The 16,304-nt window shown below is 71.7% G+C and carries 12 protein-coding genes; 5 read left to right on the forward strand and 7 right to left on the reverse strand.

From position 1 onward, the window contains the following. Positions 1 to 19: 19 nt before the first annotated feature. Positions 20 to 1,417, reverse strand: coding sequence for a D-alanyl-D-alanine carboxypeptidase/D-alanyl-D-alanine-endopeptidase (gene dacB / locus AB0367_RS14120; protein WP_366226659.1), 1,398 nt, complete (start codon positions 1,415 to 1,417; stop codon positions 20 to 22). Between the two features lie 81 nt (positions 1,418 to 1,498). On the opposite strand from dacB, the gene AB0367_RS14125 reads away from it, so the two are divergent. Next, positions 1,499 to 2,038 carry an inorganic diphosphatase gene (locus AB0367_RS14125; RefSeq protein WP_366226660.1) on the forward strand — a complete coding sequence of 180 codons (540 nt, stop codon included), beginning with the start codon at positions 1,499 to 1,501 and terminating at the stop codon, positions 2,036 to 2,038. 154 nt (positions 2,039 to 2,192) lie between these two features. Here the strand turns inward: AB0367_RS14125 and eccD are convergent, their stop codons facing one another. Continuing rightward, the gene (gene eccD, locus AB0367_RS14130; RefSeq protein WP_366226661.1) at positions 2,193 to 3,539 is read right to left on the reverse strand and encodes a type VII secretion integral membrane protein EccD; all 1,347 of its coding nucleotides are present in this window, start codon (positions 3,537 to 3,539) and stop codon (positions 2,193 to 2,195) included. Between the two features lie 131 nt (positions 3,540 to 3,670). Between eccD and eccCa the strand changes: the two genes are divergently transcribed. Together eccCa and mycP are read left to right on the forward strand one after the other, a co-directional pair. Then, positions 3,671 to 7,687 carry a type VII secretion protein EccCa gene (eccCa, locus tag AB0367_RS14135; protein WP_366226662.1) on the forward strand — a complete coding sequence of 1,339 codons (4,017 nt, stop codon included), beginning with the start codon at positions 3,671 to 3,673 and terminating at the stop codon, positions 7,685 to 7,687. Positions 7,688 to 8,414: 727 nt separating this feature from the next. Continuing rightward, positions 8,415 to 9,713, forward strand: coding sequence for a type VII secretion-associated serine protease mycosin (mycP, locus tag AB0367_RS14140; protein ID WP_366226663.1), 1,299 nt, complete (start codon positions 8,415 to 8,417; stop codon positions 9,711 to 9,713). Between the two features lie 66 nt (positions 9,714 to 9,779). On the opposite strand, the gene AB0367_RS14145 is transcribed toward mycP, so the two are convergent. From AB0367_RS14145 to AB0367_RS14165, 5 genes are all read right to left on the reverse strand, one after another. Further along, positions 9,780 to 10,973 carry a MarP family serine protease gene (locus tag AB0367_RS14145; protein WP_366226664.1) on the reverse strand — a complete coding sequence of 398 codons (1,194 nt, stop codon included), beginning with the start codon at positions 10,971 to 10,973 and terminating at the stop codon, positions 9,780 to 9,782. 4 nt (positions 10,974 to 10,977) lie between these two features. Continuing rightward, complete coding sequence (locus tag AB0367_RS14150) at positions 10,978 to 11,631, reverse strand: CoA pyrophosphatase (protein WP_366226665.1); 654 nt, start codon at positions 11,629 to 11,631, stop codon at positions 10,978 to 10,980. Further along, positions 11,628 to 12,053 (reverse strand): TlpA disulfide reductase family protein, encoded by a 426-nt coding sequence (locus AB0367_RS14155; protein ID WP_366226666.1) that lies wholly within the window; start codon positions 12,051 to 12,053, stop codon positions 11,628 to 11,630. The genes AB0367_RS14150 and AB0367_RS14155 overlap by 4 nt, the downstream gene beginning before the upstream one ends. A 227-nt stretch (positions 12,054 to 12,280) precedes the next feature. Then, a complete protein-coding gene (gene nth, locus AB0367_RS14160; protein WP_366226815.1) occupies positions 12,281 to 12,958 on the reverse strand; it encodes an endonuclease III in 678 nt (225 codons plus the stop codon). A gap of 112 nt (positions 12,959 to 13,070) precedes the next feature. Beyond that, on the reverse strand, positions 13,071 to 14,654 hold the full coding sequence (locus AB0367_RS14165; protein ID WP_366226667.1) for a CapA family protein: 1,584 nt from the start codon (positions 14,652 to 14,654) through the stop codon (positions 13,071 to 13,073). Between the two features lie 246 nt (positions 14,655 to 14,900). On the opposite strand from AB0367_RS14165, the gene AB0367_RS14170 reads away from it, so the two are divergent. Together AB0367_RS14170 and AB0367_RS14175 are read left to right on the forward strand one after the other, a co-directional pair. Then, the gene (locus tag AB0367_RS14170; protein ID WP_344618204.1) at positions 14,901 to 15,578 is read left to right on the forward strand and encodes a Crp/Fnr family transcriptional regulator; all 678 of its coding nucleotides are present in this window, start codon (positions 14,901 to 14,903) and stop codon (positions 15,576 to 15,578) included. 130 nt (positions 15,579 to 15,708) lie between these two features. Continuing rightward, a complete protein-coding gene (locus AB0367_RS14175) occupies positions 15,709 to 16,293 on the forward strand; it encodes a TetR/AcrR family transcriptional regulator (RefSeq protein WP_366226668.1) in 585 nt (194 codons plus the stop codon). The last annotated feature ends 11 nt before the right edge of the window (positions 16,294 to 16,304 follow it).

Raw genomic sequence — 16,304 nt, forward strand, 5'->3', positions numbered from 1 at the left:
TGCGTGAGCACGGCCGCGCTCAGCGGCAACCACACGCGGCGAGAGCTGCGGCGACGCGGTCCAGCGCGATCACGGCCTGATTTGGATTGGTGGTCTGGTCGGCCATGAACGCGAACGCCAGCGTCCGCCCGTCGGCGTCCACGACGATCCCGGTCAGCGAATTGACGCCGGTGAGTGTGCCTGTCTTCGCCCGCACCAGCCCGGCGGCGGAACCGCCCTCCTGCGACTTGACGTACCGCGTGGCGAGCGTGCCCGAGTAGGCCGCGACCGGCAGTCCGCTGAAGATCGCGTGCAGGTCGCCCTGGTCGGCCCGCGCGGCCAGGGTCAGGATGCCCGTCAGCAGGGCGGGCGACAGCCGGTCGTTGCGGGAGAAGCCGCTGCCGTCGACCAGGCCGTACCCCGCGACCGGCAGCCCGAGATCCTGCAGCACGCCCTTCATGGCCGTGGCGGCACCCTCGAACGAGGCCGGCTGGTTCTTGGCCAGGGCCACCTGCCGGGCGAGCGCGTCCGCGAGCACGTTGTCGCTCTCTTGCAGCATGAACTCGACCATCCGGGCCAGCGGCGCCGACTCGACCTTGCCCAATTCCCGCGCACCTTGAGGCGCGGTGCCGGCGACGACCGCGGTCGCGGGCGCCCCGAGCGCCTTGGCGAACGCCTGAGCGGCCTGCTGGTCGGGCTGGGCGTACCGGTCGGAGTACTTCAACGGCTTCGTCCGCCCGCCCTCGGTCATCAGCGGCGTGATCACGGCCCCGGAACCGCCCGTGGTCGCGTCCGGGTCCCAGCCCGGCCCGATCCCGGAGCCGCTGAACACGGAGACGTCGTAGGTCACCTTCGTCGGTGCTGTGTCGCCGAGCGCCTTCTTGACCTGCGCCGCGAGGTCGTCGATGCGGGCCGCGCCCGGGTAGTACGACGTCGGGAAGACCCCCAGGGTCGGGTCGCCGCCAGCGACGATCACGACTTCCCCGGGCTGCGCTCCCGCGACGACTCGGGTCTGGATTCGGTACGCCGGGCCACGCGTCGCCAGCGCCGTCGCCGCCGTCACCACCTTGGTGGTCGACGCCGGGATCATCGCGGCGTCCTGCTCCGACGAGAAGATCGACTGTCCGGTGGACACGTCGACCACCGACGCCGTGACGTGCGGCCCGAGCGCCTGCGCGGACAGCAGCGGGGCCAGCGACGCGGACACCCCCGACTCCGTCGGTATCGGCGCCTGGGCGTTCATCGCCTCGAGCACCGGCGGCGGCGCCTGTGGGGTCGTGCCCGCTTGCCAGTGTGCCTTCGGCGTGCCCGTGAGCGCGTGCACGATTTCCGAGCCCGCGAACACGGACGTCGCGGCCAGGGCAAGCGCAACGACCAGCGCCACAACGGCGCCGATGAGACCGGCCCGCCCCCCGCGCTGTGGTGTTTCCCTCGACACCGGACCCTCCCCGTTTCGCCGCACGGTGCTGTACGCGAGACTAATGGTCGGCGCAGCGGTGCGAGGGTGAGGAGTCGTCACATGGACTTCGACGTCACGGTCGAAATCCCCAAGGGTCAGCGCAACAAGTACGAGGTTGACCATGCCACGGGCAGGATTCGGCTCGACCGGACGCTGTTCACCTCCACGCAATACCCGGCCGATTACGGCTACATCGAGGGCACGCTCGGCCAGGACGAGGACCCGCTCGACGCGCTCGTGCTCGTGCAGTCCCCGACGTTCCCCGGCTGCCTGATCCGCTCCCGCGCGATCGGCATGTTCCGCATGACGGACGAAAAGGGCGGCGACGACAAGGTCCTGTGCGTCCCGGCCGATGACCCCCGCCTGGAGCACCTGCGGGACATCCACCACCTGGGCGAGTTCGACCGCCTTGAGATCCAGCACTTCTTCGAGGTCTACAAGGACCTGGAGCCCGGCAAGAGCGTCGAGGGCGCGACGTGGGTGGGCCGTGTCGAGGCGGAGGCGGAGATCGCCGAGTCGCGGCGCCGCTACCAGGAGGCGATCGAGGCCGGCACCTACCACGACCCGGGCGTGGCCCCGATCGCTCGCCCGGTCGAGTAGTCGTTCAGTAACATCACGAGCGCCCGGCCCTTGCCTCGGCCGGGCGCTCGGCCGTTTTCCGGCCCTTCTCCGGCCGGTGCTGGCTTCCTGTCCCTCCGGCGGGGCGGCGCTCCCCGGCGTGGCGCGGGTTTCGCCCTCTCGCCGACGCCCCGGGCTACGCGAACAGCCCGTAGAGTCCCAGCACCGCGCAGGCCAGCGGTACGACCGCCACCACGCATAGCGTGTCGAGCAGATCGGCGGCCCGCCCCACGTATGGCGAAGCCGGCCCCAACGCCGCCCGAGCGCCCGCGACGGCCACGACCAGCGCGACCATCGCGACCAGCGGTATGGACGCGGCAATGAAACGAACGTCTACCCGGACGAACAGCGCGATCAGGGCGAAACCCGCCACACCCGCGATGATGAGCGGCAGACGCTGCCGAATCGTCAGAAACGTCCGCGCCCGCAGCAGCAGCGCCGCACCGGCGCCCGCGACCAGCACCGTGCCGGAGATGTCGCCGGATAGGGCCAGCACCAGCGACGCGGCGACGCTGGTGATCGCCAGGCCGATCAGCATCCCCGTGAGCATCTCGTCGGTGCGCGCCACGGCCGCGAAGATCCGCGACCGGTCCGCCGCCGCGGTAAGCCCACGCCCGCTCGACGCGAGGTCGACGGGCAGCGTCACGATCGGCATGGGCAGCTTCCCGAGCCGGATCGCCAGCAGCGGTAGGCCGGCCACGCCCGCGACCAGCACGGCGAGCACGACCGCGGCCGCAGCGGCCGGCCGGGTGACGGTGGCGAGAAGCCCGCCGAGCGCGCCGAGCAACCCGGCGGTCACCCCGGCCACGAAGACGCGCAGCAGGTGTGCGACGCCGACGGGGGCGAGCACGGCGGCGAGCAAGAGCGCGACGGCGCCGAGCAGCGCGCGCCCCGCCAGTGTCGCCGGCTCAGGCGCGGCCAGCCACCCGCCGACCGCCGCGAACGGCAGCGCGAAGGCGGCCAGACCCGCGCCGACCAGCGCGTCACCATACGCCCGCGAGGTCGTGATCCCGATGAGGACGAGCCCGACGGCGACGGCCGCGGCGGCCACCGGCAGGTCGGCCCGGACAATCGACACCAGCGCGACCGTCAGGCCCGCGCCGGCGACCGCCAGTGAGGTCGCCCGGGTCGCGGCTGGGCTCCACGGCATGCCCTGTCGCCGGGCGCCCGCGGCGATCGCCTCGACCACGTCGTCGTACTCGAGCTCGGGCCAGCCCGTCCGGGCCGGCACCAGGTGCAGGACCGCACCGTCGTGGACGCCCTGCCCGGCCAGCCCGGCGGCGGCCGAGAGCGTCGTGCCGTCGGCGCGGCGCAGCAGCCAGCCGCCGTGCCGTTCGCCGTCGTCGGCGAGTCCCGTCCCCGCGTGCTGCAGGAGATCGGGCAGGAGCTCAGCCAGCGGCACCGCATCGGGCACCGCGACATCGACGCGCCGCTGGGGTGCGTTGATCGTGATACGGGCCAGACTGGCCGAGGCGGTGGACATGACATAGACGTATCACGCTGTCCCGCGTCGCGTCGTCCCCCAGCGGCCGACGACTTCACACGGTGACGAACTCCTCACGGAACATCGACCGGGTCCACAAAACGTCGTACCCGCGCCCTAAAGTCCACGGCGTGACATCGGTAGTCGTCAAAAGATCACCTCGGCGCCCCGCTCCGGAGATCCCGAGCGGGGAGCTGATCGTGGAAGCACCCCCGGAGGTCCCGCAGGCACCCGCGTCGCGCTGGCAGCAGATGATCCAGGTGGTACCGATGCTGACCGGCACCATCGCGACCGCCCTGCTGTTCGCGGGGCGCGACGGCGGCACGTATTCCTATGTCATCGGCGCGATCTTCGGCTTCTCCACACTGGGCATGCTGTTCAGTTCCGCCGGCGGCGGCGCACCGAAGAAGGCGGAGATGATGACGGCCCGCCGCGAGTATCTGCGGCACCTGGCGACGCTGCGCCGCCGTGTGCGCGACACGGTCGCCAAGCAGCGCACCGGCTTGCACTACCGCCATCCGGACCCGCACTCGCTGTGGTCCGCGGTGGACAGCTTCCGGCTGTGGGAACGGCGGCCGGCCGACGGCGACTTCGCCATCGTGCGGGTCGCGGTCGGCCCGCAGACGCTCGCAACCCCGCTCGTGGCACCGATGACCCGGCCGCTGGAGGATCTCGAACCGATGGCCGCGGCGGCGCTGCGCCGATTCCTCGACGCGTACTCGGTGGTGCCCGACCTTCCCGTGGCGATCTCGATGCGCAGCTTCGCTCGGATTCACCTGCGCGCGGGCCGCGGGCACGGCTCACGCGGGGGGTCGAGCGCCGGCCTGACCGGCGTGCACGACCCGGCCCGGGCCCTGGCGCGGGCGGTGCTCGCGCAGCTGGCCGTGTTCCACGCCCCCGACGACCTGCTGATCGCGGTGTGCATGGCGCCCGAGCGGCGTGAGTGGTGGGAGTGGACGAAGTGGCTGCCGCACGCCCTCCACCCCACTCAAACCGACGCCGTCGGGCCCGTCCGGCTGTTCGCCGACACCGCGAAGGAGCTTGAGGGTCGCCTCGACGACCTGCTGCGCAGCCGCGGCCGATTCAACGTCGGCCAGGGCCGGGGCAACTCGTCGGCGCCACACCTGGTCGTGGTCCTCGACGGCGGCGACCTGTCCGGCAGCGCCCACCTGGGCACCGACGGCGGCATCGACGGCATGACCCTGATCGACCTCGACCGGGAACCGCCGCGGCTACTCGACCGCTCCGCGATCGTGCTCGACGCGTCGAGCGGCCAACTCATCACCGTCTCGGCCGACAGCGACCTCGCCGAGCCGCAGCCGCCGATCGGGATCGCCGACGCGCTCGATCCAGCCGAGGCCGAGGCGGTCGCCCGGCGCCTTGCCCCGCTGCGGCTGGCGGTCGCCGCCGGCAGCGAGCAACAGGCGGGAGACTCTCGCGAGCCCGGCGCCGACCTGGACTTCCCCACGCTGCTCGGCATCGGCGACCCTGAGACGCTCGACATCGGCAAAACCTGGGCACCCCGCCCGCACCGCGACCGGCTGCGCATCGCGATCGGCGTCGGGCAGCAGGGCCAGCCGGTCGACCTCGACCTGAAGGAGTCCGCCGAGGACGGAATGGGGCCGCACGGCCTGCTCATCGGCGCGACCGGCTCCGGCAAGTCCGAGTTGCTGCGCACACTGGTGCTCGGCCTCGCCGCCACCCACTCGTCCGAAACGCTCAACTTCGTGCTCATCGATTACAAGGGCGGCGCGACATTCGCCCGGATGGACCGGCTGCCGCATGTGGCCGCCTTCATCTCCAACCTGCGCTCGGAACTGCTGCTGGTCGACCGGATGACCGACGCGATCACCGGCGAGGTGATCCGCCGCCAGGAGGTGTTGCGCCGCTCCGGCGACTACGACTCGGTCCGCGACTACGAGCGCGCCCGGGCCGGTGGCGCACCCCTCACTCCGCTGCCGAGTCTGCTGATCGTCTGCGATGAGTTCAGCGAACTGCTGGAGGCCAAGCCCGACTTCATCGACCTGTTCGTGCAGATCGGGCGGGTCGGCCGGTCGCTGGGGATGCACCTGCTACTCGCCTCACAGCGGCTGGAGGAGGGCCGGCTGCGCGGCCTGGACACCCACCTGTCGTATCGCATCGGCCTGCGCACGTTCACGTCGCTCGAGTCGCGGACGGTGCTGGGCGTACCCGACGCATACGAGCTGCCGAAGAAGCCCGGCGGCCACGGCATCCTGAAGTCCGGCACCGAGCCTCTGACCAGGTTCAAGGGTGCCTACGTCGGCGGGCTCTGGCGGCGCACCGGGCGGGTCACGGCCATGTCCGGCGTTGGCGGACGGCCGCGGGTGATGCAGTACGGCACGCGGCACGTGCCGATGCCGCCGGCGCCCAGGCCCGAGGTCGAGCCGGCGGAGGCCCCCGAGGGCGAGAGCCTGCTGGACATCGTCGTCGAACGGCTCGTCGGCCGGGGCGTTCCGGCGCACCAGGTGTGGCTGCCGCCGCTGGCGAGCACGGCCCCGCTCGACGACCTGCTCGGGCCGGTGACGGTCGACCAGGCCCGGGGGCTGACCGTCACCAACCCGCAGTTGCACGCCGCGCTCCACGTGCCGGTCGCCCTCATCGACAATCCGCTGGAGCAGCGCCGGGACGCGCTGTGGTTCCGGCTCGACGGCGCGCAGGGGCACGTGGCGGTCGTCGGCGGCCCGCGCAGTGGCAAGTCCGTGGCACTGCGCACGCTGATCACCGCCCTGGCGCTGACGCACACGCCGGCGGAGGTCCAGGTGTACTGCCTGGACTTCGGCGGTGGTCAGCTGGCCGGGCTGCGCGGGATGCCGCACGTCGGCGGGGTCGCGGGCCGGCTCGACGCCGCCCTCGTCCGGCGTACCGTCGGCGAGGTCGCATCGCTGCTCGACGCGCGCGAGCAGCACTTCGCCACGGCCGGGATCGACGGCATGGCCACCTACCGGCAGCGCCGGGCGGCCGGTGGCCCCGGCAGCCCCGACGACGGTTGGGGCGACGTGTTCCTGGTCGTCGACGGCTGGCAGAGCGTGCGCAAGGACTACGAAGAGCTTGAGGCGGTCCTGTTCGACATCGCGGCCCGCGGCCTGTCGTACGGCATCCACATGGTCGTCTCCGCCTCTCGCTGGATGGACCTTCGCGCCAACTTCCGCGACCTGTTCGGCGCTCGGGTCGAGCTGAGGCTCGGCGACGCGACCGACTCGCTGGCCACCCGCAAAGCGGCCGCCGGTGTGCCGGCCGACGCGCCTGGGCGGGGCATCACGGCGGAGGGTCTGCACCTGCTGGTGGGCCAGCCACAACTCACCAACGGCGAGCCGGGCGAGCTGGTGAAGGCGATCGCCTCGTCCTGGAGCGGGGCACCGGCGCAGCCGGTGCGCCTGCTGCCCGCCGTCGTGCCGTACTCGGCCGTCGCCGACGACGCCGATCCGGCGAACCGCTTCGCGCTGCCGATCGGCGTCGCGGAGTCCGACCTGCGTCCGGTGCGGGTCGACTTCGCGAGCGAGCCGCACTTCATGGTGTTCGGCGAGGCCGAGTCGGGCAAGTCGACCCTGCTGCGGGTGATCGCGACCATGATCAGCACGCGGTTCACGCCGGAGGAGGTGCGGATCGTGCTGATCGACCACCGCCGGAGCCTGCTCGGCGCGGTGCGCACGGAACACCTGATCGGCTACGGCACCGGCACGCAGCAGACCGAGGACCTGATCGCCTCGGTCGCCGACTACATGGAGCGGCGGTTGCCGGGTCCCGACGTGACCGAGGAGCAGCTGCGAAGCCGCGGCTGGTGGACCGGGCCGCAGTGCTTCGTCCTCGTCGACGACTACGACCTGATCCCGACCGGCGCCGCAAACCCGCTGTCGCCCCTGGTGCCCTACCTGGCCCAGGCCCGCGACATCGGTCTGCACCTGATCCTGACCCGCCGCAGCGGCGGCGCGGGCCGCGCCCTATACGAGCCGGTCATCCAGCGCCTCAAGGAGCTGGCGTCGCCCGGCCTCGTCATGTCCGGCGACCGCGAAGACGGCGTGGTGCTGGGCGACGTCAAGTTCGGGCCGCTCCCGCCGGGCCGCGGCCGCCTCGTGACGAGAAAGGAGAACGGCATCTTGATCCAGGTCGCCGACCTCCCCGCGGCGTAGCAAGGCCCCATCGGCCTGCCCCGCGCGGGCAGAGACACACGGCGGGCTGAGGCGTTGCCACGGGCGTGGGCCCGCGCAGGCCGGCGGCGCGTGGCGGCCGGACACGCGCCGGGCCGAGCCGCGCGGAAGGCCAGGCGCGCGGCGACGAGATGCACGCCGGGGTCAGGGGTTGCGCGGCGGGCCGGACACGCGCCGTGGACCACGACCCGCCACGAACCGGGGCCCACCACGCGAACCACGACCCAACGCACCCGGACCCGCTGCGGACCAGGACCAGCCGCGACCACACAACCCCGCCGCGAACTGGGGCCCGCCGCGCGGACCACGACCTGGCGGACCGGGACCCGCCGCAGACCAGGACCTGCCGCGGCCGCGTGCGCTCGCGACAGGCCGGCCAGCGCTCGCCCGCGCTGGGCGCAACGATGCACGTTGAGCTACAGCCTCATCGGCACGCCGCCGATGGAGGCTGGCGGAGCTGGGCGGGGTCGGCGCTGCGAGGTTCGCCGTGGTGTCGAGGGCGGGCCGTGACGGGGTGACGGGGGTTCGTGCAGGCAGACAAGTTCGTCGCGGGCCCACCGTCGACGGGTTGGGGGTGGTGTCGATGAGGTGAAGGTTGGGTCCGCGGAAGTGGGATGACCATAGGGCACGCCGGGCGGCAGCTTGCTCGTTGCCACCTTTCGGCGAGATGGGCGTACCGGGCTGACAGATCTGGGCATCGCCGTCCAAAATGGGGTCCATCGCGCTTACCGCCATCGTCCGCGCCGCCGGCCGTGTCCTTGCCATAGGGCTGTCGGCGGCGCTCGGCTGTGCGGTGGCGGTTGGGGCGGCGCCCGGTGTCGCGGTGGCCGATCAGGTCCGGGGCGGGCATTGGCAGCTGACGGCGCTCGGTGTGCGCGACGCCTGGAAGGTTTCCATCGGCAAGGGCGTGGTCGTCGCGGTCATCGACAGCGGGGTCGACGCGAGGCATCCGGATCTTGTGGGGCAGGTGCTGCCTGGGATCGATCTCGTAAACCCGGAGGCGAACGACGCAGGGAGGGTCGATCCCGTCGGGCATGGGACGACAGTGGCGGCGCTGATCGCGGGGAGCAGCAAGGACAGCTCCGGGGTCGAGGGGATCGCGCCGGGGGCCAAGATCCTGCCGATCCGGGTTCTGGACAAGGAGAACAAGTACGACGATCCAGATGTCGTGGCGCAGGCCGTGCGGTGGGGCGTGGACCACGGGGCGACCGTGATCAACCTGTCGCTCGGTGGCGCGATGCGCAGTGAGGCGATCGCGGCGGCGCTGCGGTACGCGGCGGCGCACGACGTCGTTGTCGTCGCGTGCACCGGCAACATCGCCACCGATCCGTCGATTCACCAGGTGTGGTATCCGGCGCGGGAGCCCGGCGTCGTCGCCGTCGCCGGGCTGGGGACGGCGCGGACCGGCGGGGCGAACCCGGCCGGCAACGGCGGGGAGACGCTGTGGTCGGGGTCGCTCACCGGGCCCGAGACGGTGCTGACGGCGCCGGCCGTGAACCTCACGGGAGCGAGGCCCGGCGGCGGGTACTGGCAGGTGCAGGGCACGAGCTTCGCCGCGCCGCTGGTGGCGGGGGTGGCCTCGCTGGTGCGGGCGCGGTACCCGCAGATGAGCGCGGCCAACGTGATCAACCGGCTGATCGGAACCGCTAAGGATCTGGGGCCCAAGGGACGGGACGACCAGTTCGGGTATGGCGAGGTGGACCCGGTCGCGGCGCTGCGCGACAGCGTGCGCGAGGTGGCCACGAACCCGCTGGTCGAGGCTTCGCCGCAGCCGGGGGTGAGCTGGAGCACGCAGGCCGAGGGGTCGTCGCCGATGTGGCCGGGCGGGGCGGCGCCGATGCCGTCCACCTCGCCTACGGATCCGGAGTTCGAGCGGCTGACGGACGACGGACGCCCCGGGACCAGCGCGGTCGCCGGGCTGGTTGTCACGCTACTGATCGCGGGCGGCGGCGCGACCGGCGTGTTACTGCACTATCGCCGCCAGGCCAAGGGACCACCGGCACTGTAAGAGCCAACGGGTCAAGCGACCACCAGCACCATAAGAGCCGCCAGGTCGAGCCACCGAAACAGCGAGCTATGCGCACTTGCCGGTGCTCGTCGGGTCCGTGTGCGCCTTGCCCGCCTCCGCGACGACCGCCGCCTCGTCCGCCGTCACCGCGAAGCCCGTCTGCGGGTCGTCGGCGGCTGCAGCGAAGATGACGCCGAGGACCGTGCCGTCCGGGGCGAGCAGCGGGCCGCCCGAGTTTCCGGAGCGGACCAGCGCGCGGATGGTGTAGATCTCGCGGGTGACCTTGCCGTTCTCGTAGATGTTCGGACCGGTGATGTTGCGGTAGTCGCGGATGCGGGCCGATTGTGCGTCATACGGGCCGTCGAGCGGATAACCGAGCACGATCGCGTCGGAGTTGGACTCGGACTTCTTCGGGGCGAACTGCATGCTCGGGGCGTTGAGGTTCTTGACGTACAGCACGGCGATGTCACGCTCCGGGTCGTAGGCGACGACGGTCGCGGGCAGCTGGCGCGAGGAGCCGTCGACGACGACGTTGACGGTCTTGGTGCCGGCGACCACGTGGGCGTTGGTCATCACGCGGTTCGGCGCGTAGACGAACCCGGAGCCCTCGATGCGCCGCGAGCAGCTCGGCGCCTGGCCCAGGATCTTGACGACCGACTTCTTGGAGTTCTTGACGAGCTCGGAGCCGGCGAGCGCGGGGTCGGGCGGGGAGACCTCCCTGACCCGCGTCGGGGACAAGCCGTCGAACACATTCGGGAAACCGCGCGTGTCGACCGTGTCGCGCAGCGCCTGCGACAGCGCGTCGGCCTGCGCGGGCATGGCCTTGTCGACCACGTTCAGGATGATCGAGTTGCTCACCGAGCGGGCGAGCCAGGGCAGCGATGAGGCGCTCAGCGGTGCGGCGACCAGCCAGACGACGAGCAGGACCGCGACCAACGAGACCACGGCGCCGCCGGCATTGTCCGCGGCCTGCGCGTTGCGGCTCACGATCGCGTTGCGCAGCCGGTTGCCCACGAAGCTGGCCAGCGCCTGACCGGCCACGGCCAGGCCGAAGACGGCGGAGAGCGAGATCACCACGCGGGCCGGGTCGGACGTGAAGAAGCGCTCGGCGAGCAGCGGCCCGAGTTGCAGGCCCAGCAGCGCGCCACCGAAGAAGCCGACGAATGACAGCAGACCGACAAGGAACCCCTGGCGATAGCCGTTGATGGCGAACATCACCATGAGGAGCACGAGGACGATATCGATCACGCTGCCAGACACGCATTCAATGTACGGGTGTGGCACCAGATGCCGGCAGTTCCTCAACCCGGCCGGCCGGCCAGTCCACCGCCCATCCGCCGAGTTCCAGCAGCGCAGACAGCACGCCTGCGGTGAAGCCCCACACCAACATGTCGTGAATCCGAAAGGCCGGGCCGACCCATCCGCTCGGGTGGCGAATCCGCAGGCGGTGCGCCGGATCGACCAGCTCGCGGATCGGCAGGCGCTCGACCCGGGCCACCTCCAGCGGGTCGGCGGGGCCGACCGGGTGCGGCTCGCGCCACCAGGCGAGCACTGGCGTGACGAGGAAGTTACTCACCGGGATCCACATCATGGGCAGGGTGGTGACGACCTCGACCGTGCTCGGGTCCAGACCGACCTCTTCCTCTGCCTCGCGCAGCGCGCAGGCGATCGCGTCGGCGTCGCCGGGGTCGACCGCCCCGCCGGGAAAGGCGGGCTGGCCGGCGTGGTTACGCATGGTCGCGGCGCGCTGCAGAAGAAGCACGTCAGGCCCGGTCACTGCGTCCTCGCCGAACAGCACGAGCACCGCGCTCTGCCGCCGCCCCTCACCGTCCGGGGTGGGCAGTCGCGTGAAGTCGGTGGCTTCGGCCGAGCGCACCCGAGTGAGTAGAGGTTCGAACCAATCCGGCAGAACGCTCATACCGACACCCCGAGATACTGCTGCGTCAGCTCCCTCAGCCGGGCCTCGGTGAGTGCCTCGCCCTGATAGGCGTATGCGATCCGGCCGCCCGGCGTGATGAACAGCGTCGCCGGCAGCGCCGACGCCAGCGCCTTCGACACCAGCGGGCTCACCGCGATCGCCAGCTGCTGGCTCTGGTCCTCCAGCATCGGGAAGGTCAGCTTATTGTCGTCGATCACGGCCTTGGCCTGGTCGTGGCGGTCCTTCGTGACCACGCCCACGACCCGGACGCGGCCGGCGCCGTCCGCGGCGAACTGGGCCAGCACCGGCAGCTCGGCCCGGCACGGCTTGCACCAGGAGGCCCACAGGTTGACGATCGTGGGCTGACCGCCCAGGTCGGCGATGTCGGTGAACCGGCCGCCGAAGAAGCACGGCAGCGCCATCGCCGGCAGCGCGGGCCCGGATTCGGTACCCCCGGAAGGCGCCGAAGAGGCCGAAGACCCGGAAGGCGCCGAAGACGCTGAGGAGTCGGACGGCGCGGGCGAGAGGCGCTCGATGCATCGCGGACCCGTCGGGGCGCCCGCGTCGGTCGCGGCGGTGGGCGCCTTGACGTCGGCGGCGCAGGCCGTGAGCCCAAGCAGTAACGCCCCGACCAGGAGCAGCCGGCCCCTCACAGGACCAGCTCGGCGAGCTCGGCGACGCGGGGACCCTTGAGCAGCTTGACCGCCTCCTCGACGCCGGTCGGGCCCAGACCGTACGCCGGGCAGTCCCGCCGCAGGGTGCACGCCCCGCAGGCGGGTTTGCGCGCGTGACAGACGCGGCGGCCGTGGAAGATCACGCGGTGCGAGAGCATGGTCCAGTCACGCGGCGCGAAGAGGGCGGCCACGGCGAACTCGATCTTCACCTCGTCGGTCTCGGGCGTCCAGCGCCAGCGCTGAACGAGCCGGCTGAAGTGCGTGTCGACGGTGATCCCGGGCACGTCGAAGGCGTTGCCGAGAATCACGTTCGCGGTCTTGCGCCCGATCCCGGGCAGCGACACGAGCTCAGCGAGCGTGCCGGGCACCTCGCCACTGTGCCGCTCGATGAGGGCCTGGCCCAGCCGGATCAGCGAGTCGGTCTTGTTGCGGAAGAAGCCGGTCGGCCGGATGAGCTCCTGCATCTCCAGGCGGTCGGCCGCGGCGTAGGCGGCGGCGTCCGGGTAGCGCGTGAACAGCTTCGGCGTCACCTCGTTGACCCGCACGTCCGTGCACTGCGCGGAGAGGATCGTGGCGACGGCGAGCTCGAGCGGGTTGGTGTAGTCCAGCTCGCAGTGCGCGTCGGGGTGGATGATCGCGAGCGCGCGCCCCATACGTCGCGCCCGTCGCTTCAACGCCAGCGCGGTCTCGGTCACGCAACGACAATACGTCGCCCGCGACCGAGGCCTCGATCGAGCAGCCGCGCGTTGTGCCACCGTCAGGACGCTAGGCGGCCGGCGGCGTGATGGTCCCGTCCTCGGCGATCTTCGCCCCGGTGGTCGGGAAGTCCTGCTTCGTGAGGTTGGACACGAACGGGATCGCCTGCTTCTTGGGGTCGGGCCTGGGCAGACCCGGCGCGACCATGTAGGTGGCGGTCAGCGAGCCGCTCTTCCACGTGCCGTCGCCGAGCAATTGGACCTTGAGCACCCCGCCGATGCCGACCGTGCCGTTGTAGCTCAGGGCCTTGTACCCCGCGAAGTTGCCCAGGCTGTAGGCGATCAGCCGACCCTTGTAGAACTCCATCGCGCGCATCACGTGCGGGCCGTGCCCGATGACCAGGTCGGCGCCGGCGTCGACGACCCGGTGACCGAACGCGATCGGGTCGCAGCGGTTCTCGCCGAGGAACATCTCCGTGCCGGGCTTGACGTGGGTCTTGTCCGCGCCCTCGGCGCCCTGGTGGACCTGCACGACCACGATGTCGGCCTTGGTCGCGGCCTCCTTGACGATCTTCTCGGCGGCGTCGAGTTCGTAGCAGAGGTTCGACCACTTGTAGGAGGCGAACCCGATCACGGCGATCTTCACGCCCTTGGCCTCGCCGACGGAGATCATGCCCGGCCAGCCGGTGTACTTGATCCCCGCCTCGTCCAGCGCCTTCTGCGAGTTCTTGTAGCCCACCTCGCCGAAGTCGTACGCGTGGTTGTTGGCCATGGTCATCATCATGAAGCCGGCGTCCTTGAGGTTTTGCACGAACGCGGGCGGGGTGCGAAACGCGAAGCAGGTCTTGCCGGCGCTTTCGGCGGAGCACTTGCCCACGCCGGTGTCCTCGGTCAGCACCTGCTCGAGGTTGCCCATCTGGAAGTCGGCGGCGAGGTACTGCTTCACCGGGTCGAAGAAGCCCTTGCCGTTGTTCGGCGGCAGGCCGCCGGGGGCCATGCCCATGACGATGTCGCCGGTCGCGCTCAGCGTGATGCCGTCGGCCGGGCCGGGGATCGCGCCGCCGGCCTTCGACCCGGCGGGCCCGGAGCTCCCGGCCCCGACCGCCTGCTGCTGGGTCGGGCCCTGGCCGGCGGGGGGCTTGTCGTCGCCGCCGCCGAGGAATGTGGCCGCGCCCGCGATGCCGGCGCCGATGAGCACCACCGCCACGGCACCGATGATGATCGCGGTCCGCCGCCCGCCACCGCGTGGGGGCGTGGACGGGGGCTCGCCAGGCAGCGGCAGCTTGCGCCGGCCGGCGCGCTCCTCGGGCTGATACGCCTTGGCCGCGTACAGATCCTCCGGTCGGGTCGGCCCGGGGATCGGCTCGCGGCCGCCCCCGTACACCGGCCCGGTGCCCTCGTTGCCGCCGTAGATCGGCCCGGTGCCCTGGTTGCCGCCGCCGTAGACCGGCCCGGTGCCCTGGCCGCCGCCGTAGACATTGCCGGTGCGACCCGCCGCAAAGCCGTCAAAACGGCCCGTAGTGGGTCCGTCGCCTCCGGCCTGCCCGGTCGGTTGGTCGCGTGGAGACGCGGGCGAGGCGCCATATCCGGTCCGGTCGTCGCGCCGATCCGGCTGCTCGTCCGGCCAGCGAGACGGTCCGCCGTATACCGTCATGGGTCCCTCACTCCGCCACTCGGCGACTCCCCGCGCCCACATCGAGCGCAAGCGGGTCGTGTCCGACGCGAAGATATCGCACCCCGGCGAGCCCGGTACCGACCTTGTGTGCGACAGCCGCGCCGCAGGTCGGCGAGTATCATGACCTCCTGCCCAACGTCCGGAACACGATCCCGTATGCCTAAACTGGCGTTCGCGCGGTCGCCTTCGAAGCGGACGACGCGCCGAGGGATTGAGGTGGACGCGATGGACGAGGTACTGGCTCGCAGCGGCATTTTCCAAGGGGTCGAGCCCGAGGCCGCGGAATCTCTCGCCAAGGAGATGGAAACGATCGATGTCCGCAAGGGCGAGGTCGTGTTCAGCGAGGGCGAGCCCGGCGACAGTCTGTACATCGTGCTGTCCGGAAAGATCAAGGTGGGTCGCCGCGCGGCCGACGGGCGGCAGAACCTGATCGCGGTCATGGGCCCCAGCGACATGGTCGGCGAGCTGTCGCTGTTCGACCCCGGCCCGCGCACGGCCACCGCCACCGCGGTGCTCGACACCCGGCTGGCCCGGCTGCGCAAGCAGGCGCTGCGGCCCTGGCTGACCAACCGGCCGGAGATCGCCGAGCAGCTGCTGCGCGTGCTGGCCAGGCGCCTGCGCCGGACCAACGACGCGCTGGCCGACCTGATCTTCACTGACGTGCCGGGCCGCGTGGCCAAGACGCTACTGCAGATGGCCGGCCGCTTCGGCACCCGCGACGGCGGCGTCCTGCGGGTCAATCACGACCTCACGCAGGAGGAGATGGCCCAGCTCGTCGGCGCCTCGCGCGAGACGGTGAACAAGGCCCTCGCCGACTTCGCCTCGCGGGGCTGGCTGCGGCTCGACGGCAAGAGCGTGATCATCATGGACCCGGAGCGCCTCGCCCGTCGCGCACGCGTGTAACTGGCAGCGCATATGCGCATATAACTGACAGCCCTGGACACCCCTGAGCCGCCCGCGAACCGGGCGGCTTAGTTTCGAGCAAAAAACAATCAGTCTTGACTGTTTGTTTCTCGCGGTACACCCTGAAGCAATGACCGCACAGCAGGAGCGCAGCCGCGTCACTCAGCGGCGCCTGCTCGAGGCCACCGTCGAGTGCCTCCACGAGTTCGGCTGGTCCGGCGCGACCACCACGGTCATCGCCGAGCGGGCCGGCGTCTCCCGCGGCGCCCAGCTGCACCACTACCCGACGCGCGCCGCCCTGGTGCTCGCCGCCGTGCAGCACCTCGCCGAGCGGCGGGCGGAGGAGATCCGCACCGAGGCCGCGGCGCTCACCGGCGATCGCGAGCGGCGCCTCGACCGCGTGATCGAGCTGCTCGCGTCGGCATTCACCGGCCCGCTGTTCGTCGCCGCGCTCGAGGTCTGGGTCGCCGCGCGCACCGACGCCGAGCTGCGCGACGCGCTCGTGCCGATCGAGGCCCGGGTCGGCCGCGAGATGCACCGCCTGACGGTCGAGCTGCTCGGCGCCGACGAGTCGCGCCCGGGCGTGCGCGAGGCGATCCAGGCGACGCTCGACCTGCTGCGCGGGCTCGGCGTCGCCAACCTGCTCACCGACGACGCCCCCCGCCGCACCCAGCTCCTCGCGGCGTGGAAGCAGCAGCTGGCAAGGCTCATCTAGAGGACCGATCG

Origin of the sequence: Dactylosporangium sp. NPDC051484 (assembly GCF_040689395.1) — a bacterium.
Lineage (GTDB): Bacteria > Actinomycetota > Actinomycetes > Mycobacteriales > Micromonosporaceae > Dactylosporangium.

Bases quoted from the DNA above. Each gene is read 5' to 3' on its own strand.
- mycP (WP_366226663.1), top strand. From the start codon at position 8,415: ATGGGGTCCATCGCGCTTACCGCCATCGTCCGCGCCGCCGGCCGTGTC.
- nth (WP_366226815.1), bottom strand. From the start codon at position 12,958: ATGGGGCGCGCGCTCGCGATCATCCACCCCGACGCGCACTGCGAGCTG.
- AB0367_RS14165 (WP_366226667.1), bottom strand. From the start codon at position 14,654: ATGACGGTATACGGCGGACCGTCTCGCTGGCCGGACGAGCAGCCGGAT.
- AB0367_RS14125 (WP_366226660.1), top strand. From the start codon at position 1,499: ATGGACTTCGACGTCACGGTCGAAATCCCCAAGGGTCAGCGCAACAAG.
- AB0367_RS14155 (WP_366226666.1), bottom strand. From the start codon at position 12,053: ATGGCGCTGCCGTGCTTCTTCGGCGGCCGGTTCACCGACATCGCCGAC.
- AB0367_RS14170 (WP_344618204.1), top strand. From the start codon at position 14,901: ATGGACGAGGTACTGGCTCGCAGCGGCATTTTCCAAGGGGTCGAGCCC.
- AB0367_RS14150 (WP_366226665.1), bottom strand. From the start codon at position 11,631: ATGAGCGTTCTGCCGGATTGGTTCGAACCTCTACTCACTCGGGTGCGC.
- AB0367_RS14175 (WP_366226668.1), top strand. From the start codon at position 15,709: ATGACCGCACAGCAGGAGCGCAGCCGCGTCACTCAGCGGCGCCTGCTC.
- eccD (WP_366226661.1), bottom strand. From the start codon at position 3,539: ATGTCCACCGCCTCGGCCAGTCTGGCCCGTATCACGATCAACGCACCC.